14 protein-coding genes are annotated in these 18,923 nt (G+C 63.6%); 4 read left to right on the top strand and 10 right to left on the bottom strand.

Annotated features, from left to right (window positions below; all coding sequences use genetic code 11):
* Positions 1 to 95 precede the first annotated feature (95 nt).
* Entirely contained in the window at positions 96 to 902 is an 807-nt protein-coding gene (locus ACGHN1_RS12885) for a sterol desaturase family protein (protein ID WP_390551270.1), read from the top strand.
* Here the strand turns inward: ACGHN1_RS12885 and ligA are convergent.
* From ligA to ACGHN1_RS12850, 7 genes are read right to left on the bottom strand one after another with little or no spacing between them, the layout of a single operon-like run.
* A complete protein-coding gene (ligA, locus tag ACGHN1_RS12880; RefSeq protein ID WP_390551564.1) occupies positions 899 to 2,917 on the bottom strand; it encodes an NAD-dependent DNA ligase LigA in 2,019 nt (672 codons plus the stop codon). The two genes, ACGHN1_RS12885 and ligA, sit on opposite strands and share 4 nt — an antisense overlap.
* Before the next feature lie 42 nt (positions 2,918 to 2,959).
* The gene (recN, locus tag ACGHN1_RS12875; protein WP_390551269.1) at positions 2,960 to 4,624 is read right to left on the bottom strand and encodes a DNA repair protein RecN; all 1,665 of its coding nucleotides are present in this window, start codon (positions 4,622 to 4,624) and stop codon (positions 2,960 to 2,962) included.
* Between the two features lie 60 nt (positions 4,625 to 4,684).
* Complete coding sequence (locus ACGHN1_RS12870; protein WP_390551268.1) at positions 4,685 to 5,485, bottom strand: outer membrane protein assembly factor BamD; 801 nt, start codon at positions 5,483 to 5,485, stop codon at positions 4,685 to 4,687.
* 57 nt (positions 5,486 to 5,542) lie between these two features.
* Positions 5,543 to 5,866, bottom strand: coding sequence for a hypothetical protein (locus tag ACGHN1_RS12865; RefSeq protein WP_390551267.1), 324 nt, complete (start codon positions 5,864 to 5,866; stop codon positions 5,543 to 5,545).
* A gap of 30 nt (positions 5,867 to 5,896) precedes the next feature.
* On the bottom strand, positions 5,897 to 6,511 hold the full coding sequence (locus tag ACGHN1_RS12860; RefSeq protein WP_390551266.1) for a TadE/TadG family type IV pilus assembly protein: 615 nt from the start codon (positions 6,509 to 6,511) through the stop codon (positions 5,897 to 5,899).
* A 32-nt stretch (positions 6,512 to 6,543) separates the two neighbouring features.
* Positions 6,544 to 7,152, bottom strand: a complete 609-nt coding sequence (locus tag ACGHN1_RS12855; RefSeq protein ID WP_390551265.1) for a TadE/TadG family type IV pilus assembly protein — start codon at positions 7,150 to 7,152, stop codon at positions 6,544 to 6,546.
* The gene (locus ACGHN1_RS12850; protein WP_390551264.1) at positions 7,149 to 9,113 is read right to left on the bottom strand and encodes a pilus assembly protein TadG-related protein; all 1,965 of its coding nucleotides are present in this window, start codon (positions 9,111 to 9,113) and stop codon (positions 7,149 to 7,151) included. Before ACGHN1_RS12850 ends, ACGHN1_RS12855 begins: the two co-directional genes overlap by 4 nt.
* Positions 9,114 to 9,276: 163 nt before the next feature.
* Here ACGHN1_RS12850 and ACGHN1_RS12845 point away from each other — a divergent pair, with 163 nt between their 5' ends.
* From ACGHN1_RS12845 to ACGHN1_RS12835, 3 genes are all read left to right on the top strand, one after another.
* On the top strand, positions 9,277 to 10,098 hold the full coding sequence (locus tag ACGHN1_RS12845; protein WP_390551263.1) for a hypothetical protein: 822 nt from the start codon (positions 9,277 to 9,279) through the stop codon (positions 10,096 to 10,098).
* A gap of 75 nt (positions 10,099 to 10,173) precedes the next feature.
* Positions 10,174 to 11,316, top strand: coding sequence for an N-6 DNA methylase (locus ACGHN1_RS12840; protein ID WP_390551262.1), 1,143 nt, complete (start codon positions 10,174 to 10,176; stop codon positions 11,314 to 11,316).
* Between the two features lie 96 nt (positions 11,317 to 11,412).
* Positions 11,413 to 13,278 carry a type ISP restriction/modification enzyme gene (locus tag ACGHN1_RS12835; protein ID WP_390551261.1) on the top strand — a complete coding sequence of 622 codons (1,866 nt, stop codon included), beginning with the start codon at positions 11,413 to 11,415 and terminating at the stop codon, positions 13,276 to 13,278.
* A 194-nt stretch (positions 13,279 to 13,472) separates the two neighbouring features.
* Here the strand turns inward: ACGHN1_RS12835 and lepA are convergent, their stop codons facing one another.
* The 3 genes from lepA to ACGHN1_RS12820 all read right to left on the bottom strand — a co-directional run.
* Positions 13,473 to 15,308 carry a translation elongation factor 4 gene (lepA, locus tag ACGHN1_RS12830; RefSeq protein ID WP_390551260.1) on the bottom strand — a complete coding sequence of 612 codons (1,836 nt, stop codon included), beginning with the start codon at positions 15,306 to 15,308 and terminating at the stop codon, positions 13,473 to 13,475.
* Between the two features lie 76 nt (positions 15,309 to 15,384).
* Positions 15,385 to 17,595 (bottom strand): putative bifunctional diguanylate cyclase/phosphodiesterase, encoded by a 2,211-nt coding sequence (locus tag ACGHN1_RS12825; RefSeq protein WP_390551259.1) that lies wholly within the window; start codon positions 17,593 to 17,595, stop codon positions 15,385 to 15,387.
* Positions 17,596 to 17,668: 73 nt separating this feature from the next.
* Positions 17,669 to 18,923: putative bifunctional diguanylate cyclase/phosphodiesterase (locus ACGHN1_RS12820; protein ID WP_390551258.1), on the bottom strand; the 1,255-nt coding region annotated here is incomplete at its 5' end.

Below are 18,923 nucleotides of genomic sequence, written 5' to 3'. Positions count from 1 at the left end.
GTGGGCAACGGGCTTGCGGGGCGAGGTTTCCAAGAATTTCCTGCTTATATTCGTCGCGGCGATGGGATAGACGTCAATGCACAGGAGCCGCCGCAATGCCCGAGATGTTCGACAAGATCGCCCAGCACATGATGCATGTGCTCTATTTCGATCTGTCGCGCTACCTCATCGCGGCGGGCGGGATGACGCTGGTGCTCTGGCTGTTCGGACGCTGGCTGACCTTCCGCCGCATCCAGGATCGCCGCGCCGGCCGGGCCGACTACAGCCGCGAGGTGCTGAGCTCCTTGCGCACGGTCTTCGTGTTCGGGATCACCACCATCAGCACGCTGGTCCTGCGCGAGGCGGGGATCGTCAAGCTCACCCTGGATGAATTCGCCGCCTGGCAGCTGGTGCTGCACGCGGCCATCATGATCCTGGCGCACGATGCCTATTTCTACTGGATGCACCGCGGCCTCCACCTCAAGCGGCTGTTCCGCGCCACCCATCTCCACCACCACAAGTCGCGCACACCCACGCCCTGGGCGGCTTACAGCTTCTCGAGCTGGGAGGCGGTGACCGAAGCCGCCTTCGTGCCGCTGTTCCTGCTGGTCACCAGCCTCCTCGGCCAGGCCTGGGTCGGCTGGGCCATATTCATTTTCCTGTGGCACATGATCATCCGCAACGTGATCGGCCATTGCGGCACCGAGATCTACCCGCGCGGCTGGGTCGACAACCGCTGGACGGGCTGGTGGAACACGGTCACCCATCACGATCTGCACCATCAGGCCGGGGCCTCCAATTTCGGGCTCTATTTCACCTGGTGGGACCGCTGGATGGGCACCGAACACCCCAAATACCGCGCCGAATTCCGCCGCGTGACCGAGCGCGGGCGCGAGAAAGCGGGCGAGGCGGTGACCGCCTAGCCGGCGCTGTTCACGATCGCGGCCCAGGCGGCTTCGTCGATCGTTTCGATGCCGAGTTCGGCGGCCTTCTTGATCTTGCTGCCCGCGCCCGGCCCGGCGACGACGAGGTCGGTCTTCGCGCTGACCGACCCGCTGGCCTTGGCGCCGAGCCGTTCGGCTTGCGCCTTGGCCTCGTCGCGGCTCATGGTTTCGAGCTTGCCGGTGAAGACCACCGTCTTGCCGGCGACTGCGCTGTCCTTCGTCTCGACCTCGTAGCGCGGTGGCGAGACTTCGGACAGGATGTCGTCCCAGACATCCCGGTTGTGTTCCTCGTGGAAGAAGTCCCCCAGCGCCTCGACCACGGCGGAGCCGATCCCGTCGATCGCGGTGAGTTCGGCCGCGGCGTCCCCGTCGCCCGCCCGCGCCTTTTCCGCCGCCTTCCGTAGCGCCGGCAATTCGTGAAAATGCTTCATCAAATCGCGCGCCGTCACCGCGCCGACATGGCGGATGCCGAGTCCGAACAGCAGCCGGGCCGCGTCCGGCGCACGCCGGGCCTCGATGCTTGCCAACAGGTTCTCCACCGACTTGTCCTTCCAGCCCTCCAGCGCGAGGATGTCCGCGCGGCGCTGCTTGAGGCGAAAGATGTCGGCCGGGCTCTCGAGCCAGCCTAATGCGAAGAACTGGTCGATGGTCTTTTCGCCCAGCCCGTCGATATCGAGTGCGCCGCGGCTGACGAAATGTTTCAGCCTTTCGGTCCGCTGCGCCGGGCAGATCAGCCCGCCGGTGCAACGCACATCGACCTCGCCCTCCGCCGCCACCGCCTCGCTGCCGCATTCGGGGCAGTGATCGGGAAACCTGTAGGGCGGGCGCTTTTCCTCGCGAGTGAGGTTCTCGACCACCTGCGGGATCACGTCGCCCGCGCGCTGTACCACCACCCGGTCGCCCGGCCGCACGCCGAGCCGCGCGATCTCGTCGCGGTTGTGGAGCGTGACGTTAGTCACCGTGACACCGCCCACCAGCACCGGCGCAAGCCGCCCGACCGGGGTCAGCTTGCCCGTCCGGCCGACCTGGATGTCGATGCTCTCCAGCGTCGTCTCGGCGCGTTCGGCGGGGAATTTGTGCGCCAGCGCCCAGCGCGGCGCCTTGCCCACTGCGCCGAGCCGCTGCTGGTAGTCGAGCCGGTCGACCTTGTAGACGACGCCGTCAATCTCGTACGGCAAATCGGGCCGCGCGGCGGCGATGGTTTCGTAATGGGCGAGCAGACCCTCGGCATCGTCCACGCGCCGGAACTGCGGCGAGACCGGCAGTCCCCATTCCTCGATCCGGCGGACGACCTCCTCCTGCGTTGCGCCCGGCACCTCGCTCGCCGCGCCCCAGCCATGCGCCCAGAACTTCAGCGGGCGCGCGGCGGTGACGCTGGCATCCTTCTGGCGGAGCGACCCGGCGGCGGCGTTGCGCGGATTGGCGAAGAGCTTGCCGCCACCCTTTTGCTGCGCAGCATTGAGTGCAGCAAAATCCTCCTTCGCCATGTAGATTTCGCCACGCACCTCGAACACGTCCGGCACCGACCCGGCAAGCTGTTGCGGAATGTCCGCGACATGCGCGACGTTCGCGGTCACGTCCTCGCCCACCTGCCCGTCACCCCGGGTCGCGGCGCGGACCAGCGCGCCGTTCTCGTAGCGCAGCGAGCAAGACAGTCCGTCGATCTTGTCCTCCGCGGTGAAGCCCAGCGGAGCCTTCTCATGCAGGGCTAGGAACCGCCGCACCCGCGCCACCCATTCGTGCACCTCCTCGGCAGAAAACGCGTTGTCGAGGCTCATCATCCGCACCGCATGCGTCACCTTAGACAGCGGCGAGGCGGCGACCGCGTGCCCGACGTCTTGCGATGGCGAATCCGAGCGCACCAGGTGCGGAAACGCCGCCTCCAGCTCGGCATTGCGCTTCACCAGCGCATCATATTCCTGATCGGTTATCTCGGGCGCGTCCTCGGCATGATAGAGCCGGTTGTGCTTCGCGATCGCTTTCGCCAGCCGCATGAGTTCGTTCGCGGCCTCGGCCTCGGTTAACTCGCTCACAGCCTATACGCCTTCCAGCAACCGGTCCGCCTGCGCCCGCGCTTCGGGCGTCACCTCGGCTCCCGACAGCATCCGGGCGATCTCCTCCTGCCGGCCGACATCGTCGAGCAGGGCGACGCTGGTGCGGGTCACCGTACCCTGGCTGCTCTTGGCGATCAGGTAATGCCGTCTGCCGCGCGCGGCGACCTGCGGGCTGTGGGTCACCGCCAGCAACTGTCCCCCGTCGGCAAGCCGCGCCAGCCGCTCGCCGATCGCGCTGGCCACCGCGCCGCCGACGCCGCGGTCGATCTCGTCGAAGATCACCGTTGCCGCCCCGCCCTTCTCCGCCAGCGCGACCTTCAGCGCCAGGATGAAGCGCGACAATTCCCCACCGCTGGCGATCTTGGCGAGTGGGGCTAAATCGGCCCCGGGATTGGTGGATATGAGGAATTCCGCGGAATCGATGCCATGCTGTCCCCACCGTTCCTCGGGCAGTTCGACGACATCGGTGCGAAAGCTCGCCGCGTCGAGCTTGAGCGGCGCGAGTTCGGCGGCCACCGCCCCGTCGAGCCGCCTTGCCGCAGCCAAGCGCAGGTCGTGAAGTGCCCGCGCCCGCGCTTCGTATGTTGCACGCGCTGCCTTCGCCGCGTCCTGAAGCGCGTCGAACTGCGCTTCCCCACCCTCGATGCTTTCCAGTGCCGCGCGGAATTCGCGCATCTTCTCGGGTAGCTCGTCGACCTCGCAGCGATGCTTGCGAGCCAGCGCCCGCAGTTCGAACAGCCGCGTCTCGGCCGCGTCGAGCGCGGCAGGATCGTGCACCAGCGCCTCGGCGGCGCCCTGCAATTTCTCTTCCGCCTCTCCCGCCTCGATCACCGCGCGGTCGAGGCTCGCCAGCGCATCGGCCAACAGCGGATGTTCGGACGCGATCCGGTCGAGGCGCCGCGCCGCCACGCGCAGCGCCGCCAGCGGCGAATCCGACCCTTCCCAAAGATGTCGCAGTTCCTCGAGATCGCCCGAGAGCTTCTCGCCCTTCTGCATCGCAGCGCGTGCTTCGGCGAGACGCAGCTCCTCGCCCGCCTGCGGCTCCAGCGCAGTGAGTTCGGCCAGATGCGCAAGCAACAGGTCCTGATCGGCCTTGGCCGCCTCCAGCGTTTCCTGCGCTTCGGCAAGCCGCTCCTCGGCCGTGCGCCATTCCCGCCAGGCATCGGCCACCACCGCACGGTCAGCCCCCGCATACCGGTCGAGAAGCTCGCGGTGGCCGCGCGGATTGACCAGTCCGCGGTCGTCGTGCTGCCCGTGCAGTTCGACCAGGTGGGGCGAAAGTTCGCGCAGCAGCGCCACGCCCACCGGTTGATCGTTGATCCAGGCCCTCGATCCTCCGTCGGCCTTCAGTTGTCGACGGATCAGCAGCGGCTCGCCCGCCTCGATCTCGACGCCGGCATCATCCAGCGCTTCCCCGACCGCTTCGGGCAAGGCAGCGAATTCGAAACTGCCGGTGACGCTCGCCTTGTCCGCCCCGCCGCGAACCAGCGCGCTGTCGGCGCGGTTGCCGAGCACCAGACCCAACGCGTCGAGAAGGATCGATTTGCCAGCCCCGGTCTCGCCGGTGAGCACACCGAGCCCGCGCGCGAATTCGAGATCGAGTTCCTCGATCAGGACGATGTTGCGGATGGACAGCCTGGTCAGCATCCCGGACTGCTTAATCGACCGCGATGGGCGCGTCACCTCGCATGCGAGGCTTGCGAACAGCTAGCTCGCGGTGGTCCCGGCAGCGTGCTCCTGGACCAGATCGTAGGCCTTGTCGTACCATTCGTTGCCCGGATAGTTCGCGCCCAGCACCGCAGCGTATTTCCGTGCCTCGGACGGGATGCCCAGCGCCAGGCTGCTTTCGGTCAGGCGATAGAGCGCTTCTGCGGCGTGGCTGGTGGTCTGGAAATTGTCCACGACGTTCTGGAAACGGATCTGCGCTGCGATCCAGTTGCCGCTGCGCTGGTAGAAACGGCCGATCTCCATCTCCTTGCCGGCGAGATGGTCCTGCACCAGATCGATCTTCAGTCGCGCGTCGCTGGCGTATTGGCTCGCGGGGAAACGCCGTTCCACCTCGCGCAGCGCGACCAGCGCCTGTTCGGTGATCTGCTGATCGCGCGTGACGTCGCTGATCTGCTCGTAATAGGAAAGCGCGATGAGATAATAGGCGTAGGGCGCATCCTTGTTGCCCGGATGGATCGACAGGAAGCGGCTCGCCGAGGCGATCGCCTTGTTGTAATCCTGACCGACGTAATAGCTGAAGGCGCTCATCAACTGGGCGCGGCGCGCCCAGGGCGAATAGGGGTGTTGGCGCTCGACCTCGTCGAACAGCGCCGCGGCCAGCTGCGAATGACCGAGATCGAGCCGCGTCTTCGCCTCACTGTAAAGCGATTCGACATCGCGGGCGACATAGGCGGTGTCGGACGGGCGGCCCCCGGCACCACCGCCGCAACCGGCGATGGCGAGGGCGGCGGTGGCGATCACGGCGGCGCGCAGCGTGCGCGAAACGGGGGAAACGTTCATGGCCCGGCCTATAGCCCCCGGGCGGGTGAACGCCAAGTGAAACCCGGACCCCGCCGGTCAGCGTATCTCGCTGGCCGCGGCGACGGCCGGATCGACGACCTGTTGCGGGACCTCGATATGCACGTCTCGATATTCGTAGACGGGGATCGAGGGAGCCGAGGCCGTGTCCTTGAAAGCGCCGGCTTCGGAAGGATCGGCAACATAGGCCCCGAACACCGGTTCGGCGTTGCCTGCCTCTCCCCGAGGGGAATTCTCGACCAGAGCCGGTTCGCCAGGTTCGCCGTCGCTGGCAAGGCGGCCCACCGCACCGTCGCTGTCCATCACCAGGGCGACGATCGCCAGGACGACCAGGGACATCATCAGCGCCAGTTTCGTGTTCATCTTCGCGGGCTTTCGCTACCAGTCGGATCGTCAGCAGGAATTGACGGCAAGATTCTGGGTATTCGTGATGTCCTGGTTGGTCCGCTCGCGCACGTTGAACGCGCTTTCGTAACGCATGGTTAGACCGTTGTTGACGATGCTCGGCACCAGGGTCGGCGTATAGCGATAGGTGACCTCCACGAACATCACCGCGGTCCCATCCGCCGCTCGAATCCTCTGGCCGGCCGGGCCCATGCCCGCTGCGAGGCTGCTGTTCGTCCGGCCCTGCCCCTGGCGACCGTAGGAAGGGGCCACGTTCATCGATCCGTAGCAGCGCTGCCAGTTGATCATCTGCCCGGCATTGCCGCCGCTCTGCCGGTTCGGCTCGAGTGAAGACAGGACGATCCTACCGTTCTGGGCGAAATTTATCATGTTGCCCATCTGATCGGCACCGGCGAAGGTCTCGTATATGTCGGCCTCGTCGATGCCCTGTCGCACGCGCCCGGCATTGTCCGCCACGGTGATCGCGATCTGGCTGACGCGCATGTGGGCCATCACCAGGTTGATCACTTCCAGCCCGCCGAACAGCAAGGCCACGAAGATCGGCAACGCGAAGGCGAACTCCACCATTGCCAGCCCGCTGGAAGAACGCAGCAGGCGGCGCATGAGGCGCGAACGCCGGGATGTGCGTTTCCTGATCATACGCAGATCGTCGGGGGCTGGCGCTGCGAAGCGTAGGGCTGGTTGCGCACGGCGGTGGTGGCTTCGATCCGGTAATTCGGCGTGGTGTTGATCAGCTTGTGGATCGGGAACATGCGCGGCATGCTCACGGTTACGCGGTAGAACACGACGTCGTCGGCACCGCCGATACCCGTACGGCCCGCGCTGGCATCGAAAGAACCGTTCTCGTTCAGGTCCACGAAGCAGTCGCCGGCGTTGTAGGCACCGTTGCCATTGTGATCGGTGACCAGCCGCTCGCTGCGACCGATCGTCGAATAGTCGAAGAAGTTCGTCATGCTGATGGTGTAGGTCGCGTTGCGCGCGATGATGTTGGACCGCGCTTCGATGGCGCAGCGCACCCTGTCCTCGAGCTGGGCGCCGGGGCAATCGATGGTGGGCCCCTCGAGCGATCCGGTACGCGCAATGTCGTTCAGCGCGCCCTGCACCACCGAACGCAGATAGGCCTGATAACCCAGGTCCAGTCCGCCCATGAGGAACAGCAGCAACGGCAGGAGGACGAAGCCGAACTCGGGGATCGCCGCACCGGTTTCCTCGACCGCAAGTTTCCGGATGAAACGCCGGTTCATCGCGTCAGCCTCAGTGCACCGATCTGGTTTCCGATCTCGCGAAACCGGGCGATGAGGGCGGCCCTGTTCTCCGCCGTGTCGGCCTGGCTCGGATTGCTCGCGCAGCCCCTGAGATTGTCGTTCAGCGCCGTATCGAAGCCGATCACCCAGACCGAGGCACCAAGGTTCCTGGTCGCGTTGCAAGCCATGCGGAAACGCTGCTCGTGACGCGAAAGGAGAGCCTGGGTGGTGCCGTTGGTCTGTGAGTCCGACGTGCAGTTCGTCGAGCCCATGACCCGCATGTCGTTGCGTTCGAGGCCGTAGGCCCCGTAGACATTGCAATAGGCGGTCTGCGCCCCGTCGGTCATGAAGATTACATGGCGGTTGCACGGCATGTTGTTGAAGAATTCGCAGCCGTCGGAGAAGATGCCACCGGTCGAGATGAACCGCGCGCCCCAGATCATGCCGATGTCGTGATAGGTGCCACCGACCGTCTCGAGGTTCTGGACATAGGTGTTGAGAGCGGAACGCTCCCACTCGGCAAGCCGGCGCGCCTCGCTGGGGCAGGCCCAGTAACCGGAGCTGTAGGAATTGTTCATGATCCAGCCGCTGGTGTTGGTCGAACCATCGTTGGTGTTCATGGTGGTCGAGCCCGCGTTGCGCTCGAAGATCACATGCGGCACCATCGGCCGCCAGCGCGACGCATCCGAATTCGGGATCCGGTTGATGTTGAGATCCAGCGCATCATTGGGGATTGCCAGGCTGGTGCCGCCGTTGATCGAGGTGGTCGTGTCGCGCTCCTCGATGCAGCCGTTCCAGATCGCCGACGAAGTGCTGGTACCCGTGCCCGCGGCGGCCAGTTCCTGGGCGTTGTAGCTGCCGCGCACGGGGACGGTGCCATTCGCGCTGGTGGCGAAGAGCATGCTGCCGGCAGGCTGGATGTAGTTCGAGACGTCGTATTCTTCCTGCTGGTAGGTCCAGTCGTCGAATTCGTAGCTGGTCTCGTAGGTCGTCGTCTCGACGATCCGCCAGCGGCGGCAGCTGCGGTAAGTGCCCCCGGTATCCGACGCCCCGGACCAGCCCCAGTTCTGCGACTGGTTGTACGAGTTGCTGGAGGAGGTGCCCCGGTAGATGTAGCGATAAGTGGGATTGGGCGCGGGGCCGCCGCCGCTGTCGTTGCTTGCGCCGACATAGCTTTGGCACTGGCTGTTGCTGAGCGTGTCCCGGTAGACTTCCCAGTCGCCGCCGTCCCGCGTCGGCGAGTTCGCGGTGTAGACCGCATCGTCGAAATTCGCGACGCGCGAGGGGACGGTGGTCGTGTTGCGCATGTAGGATGCGTTCTGGGCATAGATCAGCCGTCCGACGTTCACCGTGCTCGAATAGGGCACGATACCGTAGCGCAGCCGCAGGCCCTGCGCGCGCAGCTGCGCCTGGACCGGCGCCAGTTCGTCGTAGAGCGCCATCACCGCGTCGCGCAGCGCTTCGATCTTGACCGATCCGCCGGCGGTGTCGGCCATCGATCCGGTGACGTCGAGCACCAGCACGATGTCCGTGTTGACGAAGTTGAGCGAGGCGTCGCAGGTCACCGCCACCGGCAGGGTGGTGTAGCCGAACAGCTGCATCACCGAGGTCGGCATCCGGGTCGACGCGGTCACCCGCACGATCCCCGGCGAAGGTTGCGTCACCGTGGGCGTGAAGTTCTGCGAGCCGTAGAGCCCCTGCGGATAGTTGAAGCCGAAGAATTCGCGCCCGGTCGTCTCCACCTCGGTGGTCAGCGCATTGTTGCGCATCACCCGGCGCGCGGCGAGTGAGGCGGCGTCGCAGGCGCTCTGCATCTTGCTCTTGGCCATGTAGGCGCGGCTGATGTCGACGCCGCTGCCGATCATGATGGCAAGCGGCACCAGCCCCGCGCCGACGATGGCGAGCACGTTGCCCCGGTTGTCCTTCAGCAGGCGGGCGATCAGCCGACGCAGGAATGCCATAGACGCGAAACTTTCCAAGCCTGGAGGCGGCCGATGCCGGATGCGCCGGTTCCCCCCGCCTGTGCCTTATGAGCGTGCGGTTAAGAAAAGCTTGAAAGCGCGCGGTTTCCTACAGGCCCCCCGATGTGCTTGATCCTGGCCGGTTCGCCTCAGGAGACACGCGATGACCCGCCGCAAGGACCCCACCGAAATCCGCACCCCCGTCGCCCGCGACGATCTACCCGCCTTCGAGACCGTCCAGGTCAAGCCCCGCCACGACGGCTGGACCCCGGCGCGCCAGCGCGCCTTCATCGCCGCGCTGGCCGACACCGGCAGCGTCAGCCGCGCCGCGCGCCACGTCAACATGAGCCCCGAGGGCGCCTATTACCTGCGCCGCCGCCCGGGCGCTGAGAGCTTCCGCCGCGCGTGGGAGGCGGCGATCGACATGGGGGTGACGCGCCTGCGCGACGAGGCCTTCGACCGCGCGCTGAACGGCCAGCTCTCCCCCGTCTTCGTCGCCGGCAAGCTGAAGGGCTTTCGCCGCATCAAGAACGACCGGCTGCTGATGTTCTGCCTCAGGATGAACGCCCGCGCGCCCGACGGCCGCCGCTATTCCGCCAGCTATTTCGACAGCGGCGCGGACAGGCTGAGCGGGTCCTCAAGCAGCGAAGCGGTAGGACAGATAAGAAACTTCAATCCCGCAAGCTACACCATCCCCGCGCTCTCCAAGGCCGAGAAGGACGACATGAACGCCGCGATGGTCGAGCACTTCGACCCCGTGGACATGACGCTGGCCGAGATCGAGGCGATGCAGGCCGACCTCGCCCGCATCGCCGAAGCCAAACGCGCCGAGGAGGACGGCCCGCCGGATGGCGATGTCGGCGCGGATTTCGTGGCGGTCGGCGAGGAGAGGGACTGGGCCGCGGTGGGGGAGCTGGTGGATCTGTATGGCGGGGAGGAGGATGAGTTGGGTGAGTTCGAGGAGGGGGAGGAGAAGGACGTCTGAGGGGACAAAGGCAGATAATAAAAATGCGTTGCCATTTGCGCCGATTAGCCGAAGGCTTTCCCGTATGGAGGATGGATGAGCCGGCAGTTAATCAACGAATATCGCAGTGAGTTAGACCGGATTATTAAGGTCGGCGGCACCGTGAACGAAGGCACGGTGCGCGATGCGTTCCAGACCTTGCTCAAGAGCTGGGGCCGATCCCACGACCTCACCTATCTGTCCGAACACAAGATCGTCACCCCCAAGGGCAACACGATCTGGGTCGATGGCGCGCTAGTTTACGATATCCGTGTGCCTTTCGGCTACTGGGAGGCTAAAGACACTCGCGACGATCTAGAGGAAGAAATTCGCAAGAAGGAAGCCAAGGGCTACCCGCGCACGAACATCATCTATGAGGATACCAAGCGCGCAATCCTGATCCAGGACCGCAACCGTGTGGCCGAGGCCGACATGGCCGATACGGATCAGCTCTATGATTTGCTGACGAGGTTCTTCGCTTACGAACAGCAGGCGATCCGCGATTTCCGCAAGGCGATCGCCAAGTTCGCCGAGGACCTGCCCGCGATCCTCGATGCGCTGCGCAGCCGCATTCGCGAGAAGCGCGATGCCAGCACGGATTTCGCAGCAGCGGAAGAGGCTTTCCTCAAGCAAGTCAAGGAGACGATCAACCCCGCGCTGGAGCGGGCCGACGTCACCGAAATGCTGATTCAGCACATCCTGACGGCGGACATCTTCAACCGCGTGTTCGACATGCGCGATTACCACCACGACAACAATATTGCGAAGCGGCTCGACACCCTCGACAAGAAGCTATTCGAATATGGCGATCGGCGTTCGCTACTACAGGCGCTGCGGCCCTATTACACGGGGATCGAGGAAACCGCGCACCTGATCCAAAGCCACTCGGAAAAGCAGAACTTCCTGAAATCGCTCTACGAGAATTTCTACAAGGTCTATAACCCCAAGGCTGCCGACCGGCTGGGCGTGGTCTACACGCCGGGAGAAATCGTCCGCTTCATGATCCGCAGCGCGGACTGGCTGTGCGAAAAGCACTTCGGCAAGAACCTCGTCGATCCCGGCGTCGAAATCCTCGACCCGGCGACGGGCACCGGCACCTATATCGTCGAACTGCTCGAATATTTCCGCGGCCAGCCGGACAAGCTCCGGCAGAAATACAAGGAGGAACTGCACGCCAACGAGGTGGCGATCCTGCCCTAATACGTCGCCAACCTGAACATCGAGGCGACCTATCAGGCGATCACCGGCCAGTTCGCAGAGTTTGAGGGGCTGTGCCTGGTCGATACGCTCGACAATGTGGATGGACTAGGCATCCATTCGGGACACCAGTTCGACTTGTTGGGCGGTCTGAGCGACGAGAATATCGAGCGCGTGAAGCGGCAGAACCGGCGCAAGATCAGCGTAATTATCGGCAATCCGCCTTACAACGCGAACCAGCAGAATGAGCGCGAGAATAACAAAAACCGGACCTATCCGCATATCGATGACCGGATAAAGCGCACCTATATCAAAGAAAGTACGGCGCAGAAGACCAAGCTCTACGATATGTATTCTCGATTTTACCGCTGGGCGAGTGACCGGCTTGGTGACGAGGGCATTATCGCCTTCATTACAAATAGAAGCTTCATCGAAAGTCGAACCTTTGACGGATTCCGCAAAGTGGTGGCCTCAAACTTCGATGATATTCGTATTGTCGATTTAGGCGGCGACGTAAGAGCCAATCCCAGCCTTTCGGGGCCAACCCACAATGTATTTGCGATCCAGACGGGGGTCGCGATAATGTTTCTCGTTAGAAACAAGGTCAGAGGTGGTTCAGAGCTGAAATATGTTCGTCGGCCGGAAGAAGAGCACGCAGAAGATAAGCTTTCGTGGCTTGGTCGAAATCGAATTGATGAACTCGCCACCCAAACAATCAAACCAAATGACAAAGGCACGTGGCTGAACCAAATAGCCCCGAGCGAATGGGACGATTTTCTTCCTATCGCTGACAAGAAAACTAAATCTGACGTTACCGGGCGTGCGGAGCGAGCTATCTTCAAGTTGTTCTCCCTTGGAGTCGTTACTGCCCGCGACGAATGGGTGTATGCTCGCGAGAAGGCCGACTTGGAAGAGCGCCTTCCGTATTTCCTTGAAAGATATCAGGGAATCAGAACACGCCTTGCGGACCTGCCCAAAAATAGGCGTCGCGACGCTATTGGCGAGACCGAGATTAAGTTGACGCGAGCGCTCAAGAACAATTTGGTAGCTGGGACCAGCCTGCGCTTTTCGAGTGACCGACTGCGAAGGTCGCTTTATCGCCCTTTCCAGGCGAGATGGCTGTATTTCTCCTCAGCTCTAAACGAAATGCCTTATCGAAACCGCGAATTTTGGCCGGACGCAGGCTCTCGCAACAGGTGCATCGCGTTCTTGTGTGGGAATCGGCTAGATTTCGCTGCGATCGGGACTGATATAACTCCCGCCTACTCGCTTATGTCGTTGGATCCCAATCAAGGGATTGCCCGCTACCGCTATACCAAATCCGGCGAGCGCATCGACAACATCACCGACTGGGCGCTGAATCGGTTCACCAGGCACTACGGCAAGAAAGCAGGCGTCACCAAGGACGCGATCTTCGCTTATTGCTACGCCATCCTCCACGATCCGGTCTATCGCGAGAAATACGCGCTGAACCTCAAGCGCGAGTTTCCGCGCATCCCCTTCTACCCTGACTTTGTCCAATGGGTGGAGTGGGGGGAGAAACTGCTCGACCTGCACATCGATTACGAGGAGGTCGATCCGTATCCGCTGGAGCGGGTCGAGACGCCCAATCCCAAGCGCGCCGAGGGGTCGCATCCCAGGCCCAAGCTCAAGTCCGTCCTCGCCGAAGGGGCCGAGACGGGCAGCGTGGTTGTGGACGAGGATACGCAGATCACCGGCATTCCGGCAGGCGCGTGGGACTATCGCCTCGGCAATCGCAGCGCGATCGACTGGGTGCTCGACCAGCACAAGGAAAAGAAACCGCGCGACCCGACGATTGCCGCCAAGTTCAACACCTATCGCTTCGCCGATTACAAGGAGAGCATGATCGACCTGCTCGCCAAGGTCGTGCGCGTAAGCGTGGAAACCAACGCCGTCACCGATGCAATGGCGACACTTGATAGGAGCAAGTGGGATTCGCCATGAAACGCAGTGGAGGCAAGGTAGGGAGGCCACTTCAGCATTGGTCAATCGACCAACTCGAAGCACACGCCAAAGCGCACGAATTCGACTTCGGCGAACTCATCGTTATCAAGAACGAATTAGGGCTAAGACAATCGAGGCGAGCTAGGGACTTGAGTGACCTTGTTTCGCGCTTGCTCCGCAATCCCGATCACTAGTCACTCCTCGCCCATCCGCAGCGCCGCGATAAACGCCTCCTGCGGAATACTCACGTTCCCATACTCCCGCATCCGCGCTTTGCCCTTCTTCTGCTTCTCCAGCAGCTTCTTCTTGCGCGTGATATCCCCGCCGTAGCACTTCGCCGTCACGTCCTTGCGCAGCGCGGCGATCGTTTCCCTCGCGATGATCTTGCCGCCGATCGCGGCCTGGATGGGGATCTTGAACAGGTGGCGCGGGATGAGGTCCTTGAGGCGCTCGCACATGCCGCGGCCGCGCTCCTCCGCCACCGCGCGATGGACGATCAGCGACAGCGCGTCGACCGGCTCGTTGTTGACCAGGATGTTCATCAGCACCAGGTCGCCTTCGCGCAGGCCGATCTGTTCGTAGTCGAAGCTGGCATAGCCGCGGCTGATGCTCTTCAGCCGGTCGTAGAAATCGAACACCACCTCGTTCAGCGGCAGCTCGTAGCTCACCTGCGCGCGGCCGCCCACGTAGGTGAGGTCGGTCTGGATGCCGCGGCGATCCTGACACAGCTTGAGGATCGGGCCGAGATAGTCGTCGGGCGTGTAGATCACCGCCTTGATCCACGGCTCCTCCACCATGTCGATCCGGTTGACGTCGGGCCAGTCGGCGGGGTTGTGGATGTCGACGACCTTGGCATCCTCGGTCTTGGTGTGCGCGAGGTGGACGCGGTAGACCACCGAGGGCGCGGTGGTGATGAGGTCGAGATCGTATTCGCGGCTCAGGCGCTCCTGGATGATCTCGAGGTGCAGCAGGCCGAGAAAGCCGGCGCGGAAGCCGAAGCCGAGGGCTGCGCTGCTCTCCATCTCGTAGCTGAAGCTCGCATCGTTGAGCCTGAGCTTGCCGATGCTCTCGCGCAGCTTCTCGAAATCCGCCGCGTCGACCGGGAAGAGGCCGCAGAAGACCACGGGCTGGACTTCCTTATAGCCCTTGAGCGGGGCGGGCGCGCCGTTCTTGACCGTGGTGATGGTGTCGCCGACGCGGGCCTGCTCCACCTCCTTGATCTGCGCGGTGATGAAGCCGATCTCGCCCGGCCCGATCTCCGGCAGGTCGACGCGCTTGGGGGTGAAGGCGCCGACCCGGTCGACGAGGTGCTGGGTGCCCCCTTGCATGAACTTGACCTGGAGGCCCTTGTGCAGGAATCCGTCGATCACGCGCACGAGGATGACCACGCCGAGATAGGGGTCGTACCAGCTGTCGACCAGCATGGCCTTGAGCGGGGCGGCGCGGTCGCCCCTGGGCGGGGGGATGCGGGCGACGAGCGCCTCGAGCACGTCCTCGACCCCGATGCCGGACTTGGCGCTGGTGAGGACCGCCCCGCCCTCCTGCCAGGGGCCGGTCGCCTCGATGCCGACGATCTCCTCGATCTCTTCCGCGACGCGCTCGGGTTCGGCGGCGGGGAGGTCGATCTTGTTGATGACGGGGACGATCTCGTGGTCGTGCTCGATCGACTGGTAGACGTTGGCGAGCGTCTGCGCCTCGACCCCTTGCGCGGCGTCGACGACCAGCAACGCGCCCTCGCAGGCGGCGAGGGAGCGGGAGACCTCGTAGGCGAAATCGACATGGCCGGGCGTGTCCATGAGGTTGAGCTCGTAGGTCTCGCCGTCCTTCGCAGTGTAGGAAAGGCGCACGGTCTGCGCCTTGATGGTGATCCCGCGCTCCTTCTCGATGTCCATGTTATCAAGCACTTGCTCGGACATCTCGCGATCGCTCAGCCCCCCGCAAAGCTGGATCAACCGATCCGCCAGCGTCGATTTGCCGTGGTCGATGTGGGCAATGATGGAGAAATTGCGGATATGGGACAGTTCGGTCATCGCCGCGCCCATACATGCGGTTTTCAGGGCTGTCAGCAGGTGCGCGAACACCGAGGGCGTTTATCGGCCAGCGCCGTCACGGGTTCGGTCCCACCTGCACCGGTGCGTTGCTGGACAGCTTGAATTGCGGGTAGGTCTGCGGGTGGCCGGTGTTCTCGCGATCCATGGCGTAGCGCCCCGCCGGGAGAGCCGCGAGCGGCGCGCCGGCAGCGGCAAGCGCATAGGGGCTCACGCGGTGGCGGGTGCACAGGCCTCCCGCGCCGTCGTCGACCAATTCGTGCTCGAATTCGACACCCTGCGTGTCGTCCATCGCCCGCCGGACGGTGCATACTGCGAGCTGCCCCCCTCCGAAATCGAGCACGAATTGCGTCCCGGCCGAGACACCCTCGATACCTTGGATCATGGCCCCCGAGCGCGAAAGGTTGCGCAGGGTGACGTCGTAATAGTGATCCTCGTGAATGAGCCCGATCCTGCGGAACACGGTGCGTCGACCGGCACGCTGATTGCCCGAATCGGTCGGTGCGATCGTCCACTCGCCGCCGGTGATGGCGGTTGCGACCTCGGTCGAGGAAAGGGGTTGCGAAAAGACATGACCCTGGATCGTGCCGACGCCGTGCGTCTTGAGCTTTTCGAGCAACGAAAGAGCATGAACTCCGCTGGCGTAGGTTTCCATCGCCATCGCCCGCGCGAGCGAAACGATCGCGCCGACCATTTCCATGTCGCCGTGCTCGTCGCCCACCGTCGGCTCGAAGAAATTGGCGCCGATCCGCAGACCGGCGAACGGCGCGCGGCGGAGGTAGGCGAGCGAGGTGAAACCGGTGCCGAAGCGATCCAGCGAAAGTCTTACGTCCGCCTTGAACAGCTCTGCCATGGTTTTGTCGATCGCGGCGGGATCGCCCTGGAGCACAGCCTCGTCGATAAGCAGTTCAAGCCGGCGCGGTTCGAGCCCGGTCTCCTCGAGGATCGACATCACCATGCCGGCAAAGCCGTTGGACCCGAACTGTACAGCCGACACCTTCATCGCCAGGCGTACGGAATCCGGCCAGTTCCGTGCATCGGTGCAGGCAGTCCTGAGGCCCCATTCACCGATCGGCACGATCAACCGGCTTCCTTCGGCCACCGGGAGAAAGGTTGCGGCATCCACTCGGCCGCGTTCCTCGTCTTTCCAGCAATATTGCGCTTCGAGTGCAATGACTCGGTTTCCGCTCAGTTCGACCAGCGGCTGGTACTCGAGCCGGAAATGCCCTGCCTCGATCGCGTCGGACAGGTCCTGTTCCATGCGCTTTCGCAATTGCGCTTCATGCTCCAGATCCGAGGCGTAGAATCGGAACTGACCGCGACCGCCGTTCTTCGAAGCATAGAGCGCAAGGTCGGCGGCGCGGGTCAGCTCGTCGCGCTCGATACCGTCGTAAGGCGCAATGGCGATGCCCACAGAGCAGCCGATGGTGCAACGCCCCTCTTCGACCGAATAGGGTTGCGAGAGCATCTGGATCACGCGCTTGGCGATGGCGCCCAGCTCTCCGCGATCATCCATGTCCGGAATCAGAACCTGGAACTCGTCTCCCCCCAGCCTGCCGATCTCGCCGCGACCGTTGATGGCCGCTTTCAGTCGCTCGGCGACCTGCTGGAGAAGCTGGTCTCCGGCAGCATGGCCGAGCGTATCGTTCACTGCCTTGAAGCGATCGAGATCGAGCATCAGCAAGGCACAATTGCGCTTCGCATTGCGAAAGGCCTGCAGGGTGGAACCGATCCGGTGTTCCATCCGGTGCCGGTTGGCGAGGCCGGTGAGGGAATCGAATTGTGCCAGGCGCGCGGCTTCTTCCTCGGCGCGGAACGCATCGGTGATGTCGATCGCACTGCCGCGGAAACCGGCGAATTCACCGGCATCGTCAAACAGCGGACGACCGGACAACTTCATTACCAGATCGCCCTTGTCCCCGGCAAGCTCCACGATCAGGCCCTGGAAGGACTTGTGGCTCCGCAAGCGCAGCCCCAGCGATCTCGAGTCGCCGTCGCTCTGAACAGGCTTGAGAAGTTCCTGGAGCGGCATTCCCGATCCATCGGGTTTGGCACGTTCGACCAGAGCCTCGATCGCCGGGCTGAGATAGACGACATGGCCGTGAACGTCGGTCGCCCAGAACCATGTTACCGCCGCGGTTTCGAGCTCCTGGACGATCGCGGTCTTGGCGGCACGATCGATGACAGGGGCTCGGGTGGTTTCGGCCTCCGGGGTGTTCGAGCCGTCCCGCCGTGCCTTGAAAAACTCAGAGAAGGGCATTGCCCCCATCGCGAACCCCTCCGCTTTGACCGGTATGCTGCGGCTTAGGAGCGAATGGTTAGCTTTGCGCTAATGGAGCGCGCTATGCCGCCTTCCGACCGGTTCCGGCAATGGCCCACGGTGCGCCGACGTCCACCTCGATGAAGCGACGGTTCGATTTCGGAGCCGCGGCATCGTCGCGCAGCAGACTGTAGGCATCGTGGGGCAAAGCAGCAAGCGGTCGGCCCGCGGCCTCGATCTCATAGGGAGACACCCGGTGGCGGGTGCAGAGCCCGTCCGCCCCATCGCTGATCAGAGGCGTTTCGAATTCGACTCCTTGGACGGTCCCCTGCGAGCGGCGGACGGTACAGATCGCCAGCTGCCCGCCTCCCAGGTCTAGAACGAACTCCGTTCCCTCTGGCACATCGGCCAGACCCTCGATCATCGCCCCCGTCTTGGACAGATTGCGCATCACGGCCCTGTAGCGATGATCCCCGTGGATGACCCCGATCCGGCGGAACATCGTTCGCCGATCGGCACGATATTTTTCCGGTCCCCGCGGTTCGTATTTCAGTTCGCCGCTCTGCAACTTGGCGACGACTTCGGCCTGCGGCATGGCGGCAGCGAAGATGAAGCCCTGGATGTGACTGGCGCCACGCTCCGTCACCAGATCCAGTTCGTCCTTGGTCTCCACGCCTTCGGCCACCGTGCTCATGTCGAGAGCATTCGCCAGACCGACGATCGCGCTCATGATCGCCGCGTTGTTGTTGCCGGTCTCGGTGGCACCGCGGACGAAGCCCTGATCGATCTTGATCTTGTCGAACGGGGCTGTCTGCAGATAGCTGAGCGAGGAATATCCCGTGCCGAAATCGTCGAGCGCCAGCTTGACCCCGAGCGCCTTCAGTTCTTCGAACGTATGCTGCGCTCGCCCCGTGTCCCCCAAGAAGACACTCTCGGTGATTTCGAGCACGAGACGTCTCGGATCGATCCCGGTCTCCTTCAGCGCCTTGCCGACGATAGCCGGAAAGTCTTCCTGCACGAACTGGAGTGCGGAGACATTGATCGCGACACCCAGAGGCACAGGCCATTCTGCAGCCTCCTTGCAGACCTGATGCAGGGCCCATTCGCCCAGCGGCCTGATCATGTTGATGTCTTCGGCGATGGGAATGAACTGCGAGGGGGGGACCAGTCCCCGGTCGGGATGCTCCCAGCGCATCAGCGCTTCGAAGCTGGATACTTCGTGCGTGTCCGCATTGACGATGGGTTGGTAATACATCGCCAGCTCGTCGTTATCGACGACGTCGCGCAATTCGCTTTCGATCTGGCGCCGAAGGGCGGCGCCGTCTTTGAGGTCGCTC

The organism is Qipengyuania sp. MTN3-11 (genome assembly GCF_042851825.1).
Taxonomy (GTDB): Bacteria; Pseudomonadota; Alphaproteobacteria; order Sphingomonadales; family Sphingomonadaceae; genus Qipengyuania.
Note: the sequence above shows the minus strand (reverse complement) of the source record. Positions and strands in the feature narration are given on the sequence as shown.